The sequence below is a fragment of the Nocardia spongicola genome, assembly GCF_047200775.1.
In the GTDB taxonomy this organism is placed as follows: Bacteria; Actinomycetota; Actinomycetes; order Mycobacteriales; family Mycobacteriaceae; genus Nocardia.
Genome location: NZ_JBJZOO010000037.1, coordinates 1 through 3,156, shown reverse-complemented (window position 1 = coordinate 3,156; position 3,156 = coordinate 1). Strand labels below are relative to the sequence as shown.

Below are 3,156 nucleotides of genomic sequence, written 5' to 3'. Positions count from 1 at the left end.
GGTAGCCGCACGTGCCGCGGCGAGCGGCCGCAGCATGGAGGAACTGCGCGGAAACGGTGGCGGAGGGTCGCCGGCCGAAGTAGTCGATACGATCGGTCGCTACGCGGAAATCGGTGTCACCCGTATCTATCTGGGGATCTTGGATATCGACGATATCGATCACCTCGAGTTGGTGGCCGCCGAAGTAATGCCACAGGTGAACTGATTCACGTCCCGTCCACGCTCCGGCCCTCGCGGCCACGAGCACCACCGATGCCTCCATCCCCTCACTGGGGGCGATACCTCGCGCTCAGCGCGGAGGATCAACCGAGGTTACCGAGCCAAAGGGACGATCTACCCGTCCCCGATGCAGTCCCGCTGTCGATTACAGAACCTGGATGCGGACCTATCGATCCGCCGACATCTTCTTCATATCGAAAGACGTCGTACGGCCGTGCTCATCGAATTCGATGGTGCCGTAGAGGATGGCCGAGTCGACGATCAACTGCCGGTAATCAGGCGAGAATGTCGAATGCAGGCCGCGCTGAGACAGATAGCTGCTCGCCGCGCGGCGATGATCATGCAGTATCAGGTTCGCCAGGCCCTCGGTCAGCGTATACATGACACGTGGCCCCTCAGGAGGAGGTAACTGGAAGTCCTGGTGTTCCACCAAGAATGCCAGGCGGGCACCGCTGGCGCCGGACGTGCCCATATAACTGGTCCAGCGGCCGGTGACTGCTTTGGCAGCCTCGGTCTGCAGGGATGCGACCTGGTGTGGCTCCGGCTGATCGATGGGAAAAGCCTCGAACGGGATTTCCGCAGCGGATAATTCCTCGATATGATGCTCGATGCCGAAGGCGCGCACAGACGTAGCGAGCGCGGAGACCGTTTCAGGAAACCCTGACTGATTCGCCCACGACCACAGCCACGTGCCCGGAACAGGTGCGGCCGAACCGAGGAAATGGAAATTGGAGCATTCGATGCGGCCCCGCTCCGTGTCGAATGTGAAGACTCCACCTTGCATATCCACTCCCCAGGAGTGCTCGCCCAGCACGTCGGCCAGTTGAAGCTGGTGCTCGAAGGAGAGAAGCGCGGCGTCGTCCAATAGGTTCACGAAATCGGTCAAAGCAGACACGTTGGCAGTCTATGGCAAGAGCCCCAGATCGACTGCTCGGCAAGTCTCGCCCGATACTGCGGATCCGGTATCGACAGCACCGATGCCGTCGTCGCAGCCATAGCCCGGTTCCGCAGGGCATCGGGTCGGTTCCCGACCCGATGACCGCTCCGATGATGTGTTAGCGTCTGCGCGTTGTCGGGTCGGGAAAGTGGAGTGTTCAGGTGGGGTTGAGAAAGTTCTGGCGCCGTGGTGAATCCGATGCCGCTCGGGCGGGGCTCGAGGTCGATCGGACCGATATCGGAGCCGCCGAAGACGCGGTGTGGGATTGGTTCGCCGCGGGATTGGCATGGACGTTGTTCACCCTGCCGGAGGAAAGCATTCTGACCCTCGCGGACGGGGATGACACGAGCAGTTTCGCTCAGTTCCGCAAGGACTGTGGGCTGCGCGCTGAGGTCGGTACGGCTTCCTACGGTGGCGGCAGTATGCCGGAGCACGAGTTGGTGCTTGCCGAGCGAGGCTGGGCACTGCCGGACGAGGACAACAACAACTGGTATCAGGACCTGGATTGGCCTGCCCGCTATACCGATTACGAACAATTAGCGGAATCGGTTGCCTTGGCCCTGCGGAATGTTTCGGGGGTGTGGCTGCCACTAGGGCTGCAGTCGGAAACCTGGAACGACGGTTCCGATCAGGAACCCGATATCAGCGAGATCGCAGCCTACGGTCTGACCGCCGAACGGCTCCGCACGATGGAACCGGCGACCCTGTACGAATTCGCCGAGGCCGGGCAACGAAAGCTCGGTCAGGCAAAACTGATGGGACTCGCAAACCATCAGGTGAAGACGATTGTCGCGAATTCCTTCCTCGATTCCGAAGGTTGGGAACTCCTCGTCGGAGGCGGCGATCTGTGGCCGGTGCGCGATCGAACGGTCGATTTCATCGCATTGGCCGGACCGGACCGTCTCGTGGCCATCGACGTGGTCATCGATGTCGAGAGTTTCGACGACATCGAGTTCGACAATCGCGTCATCGCAGGCAAGCGCGTGGAGCGGGGAACGACCATCTTTGTCGACGCCATGGTCCGCGCGGATCCGGACCTGACCGGCGCGCTTGCGGCGAGAGGCGAACTCGCCGCCTTCCATGAAGGCAGGTTCCGCCTCGATTACAAGCTCCTGGCGATGGACTCCGACCACAACGTCAGCAGCTTCGACATCATCACCGAAGCCGCCGAGAACCCGCAATCCACCGCGTCCCAACCAGCGCCGCCTGCACTCGAGGAAGTAGACGACCGGCGCTATCCTCTCCTGAAGCCTGCCGACTGGGCCCATCGTGGGCTGGTCCGCCACCGAATAACCGGACCAGGCGCCGCACCGATCGCCGTGCTCGCCGCAGACAGGGACGGTCAGTACACCATCGACACCGAATACCCGGAAACCATTGAATTCCAAGCACTCTGGGCATCCGCAATTGCCAATCTGGAAGCCTTGAATTACGACTGGGAAATCGCGGAGGTCGCGACGATCCCCTTTGCGAACTGCTCCGGCCGCGACTTCTCTGCCGAAAAGATTCTCGACCCGAACGCGATGCGCGTCGTCCACCATTTCTTGAAAGCGCCACGGTTGTGGGTGTCGGTCCCGCGGAGAACTTGTTTAATGGCGGTGCCGACAACCCTGAATCCGACACAGACAATGGCTTTCGGCTTCCTGGTTCAACGCACCTTCGAGGACGACTCCTACGGCCACGCACCTATAACCCGCGGCGTATATGTCGTCGAAGACGGACACATCGTCGACTTCGTCGAGGACCCCGAGTCTCTCTACGCCGATTAGGGAGCAGTCGCACGGCACCGACCGGGTGCCGACAGGTGCGACCGGCACGACGGCACCGCGCTGCGCAGGCCCTTGTGGCCGGTCTTGGTCATACTGCCGGATAGACGCCTAGGATTGAGTCAGCCCGAAGCGCGGTAATCGAGTGCGCAACCGACCCGGCAGGCGAAAGGTGACCGCCCATGGAGCTACGGATCGCGGCATCACCCGGATCAGGATCGGTCGGATACCCGG

General features: G+C 61.7%; 2 protein-coding genes and 1 pseudogene. 2 read left to right on the top strand and 1 reads right to left on the bottom strand.

The features are described from left to right. A pseudogene (locus ACL02S_RS24045) lies at positions 1-205 on the top strand (LLM class F420-dependent oxidoreductase); the annotation flags it as partial. A gap of 180 nt (positions 206-385) precedes the next feature. Here the strand turns inward: ACL02S_RS24045 and ACL02S_RS24040 are convergent. Next, positions 386-1,084, bottom strand: coding sequence for a DUF6882 domain-containing protein (locus ACL02S_RS24040; protein WP_412804773.1), 699 nt, complete (start codon positions 1,082-1,084; stop codon positions 386-388). A 233-nt stretch (positions 1,085-1,317) separates the two neighbouring features. On the opposite strand from ACL02S_RS24040, the gene ACL02S_RS24035 reads away from it, so the two are divergent. Then, the gene (locus ACL02S_RS24035) at positions 1,318-2,925 is read left to right on the top strand and encodes a TY-Chap domain-containing protein (protein WP_412804772.1); all 1,608 of its coding nucleotides are present in this window, start codon (positions 1,318-1,320) and stop codon (positions 2,923-2,925) included. Positions 2,926-3,156 lie beyond the last annotated feature (231 nt).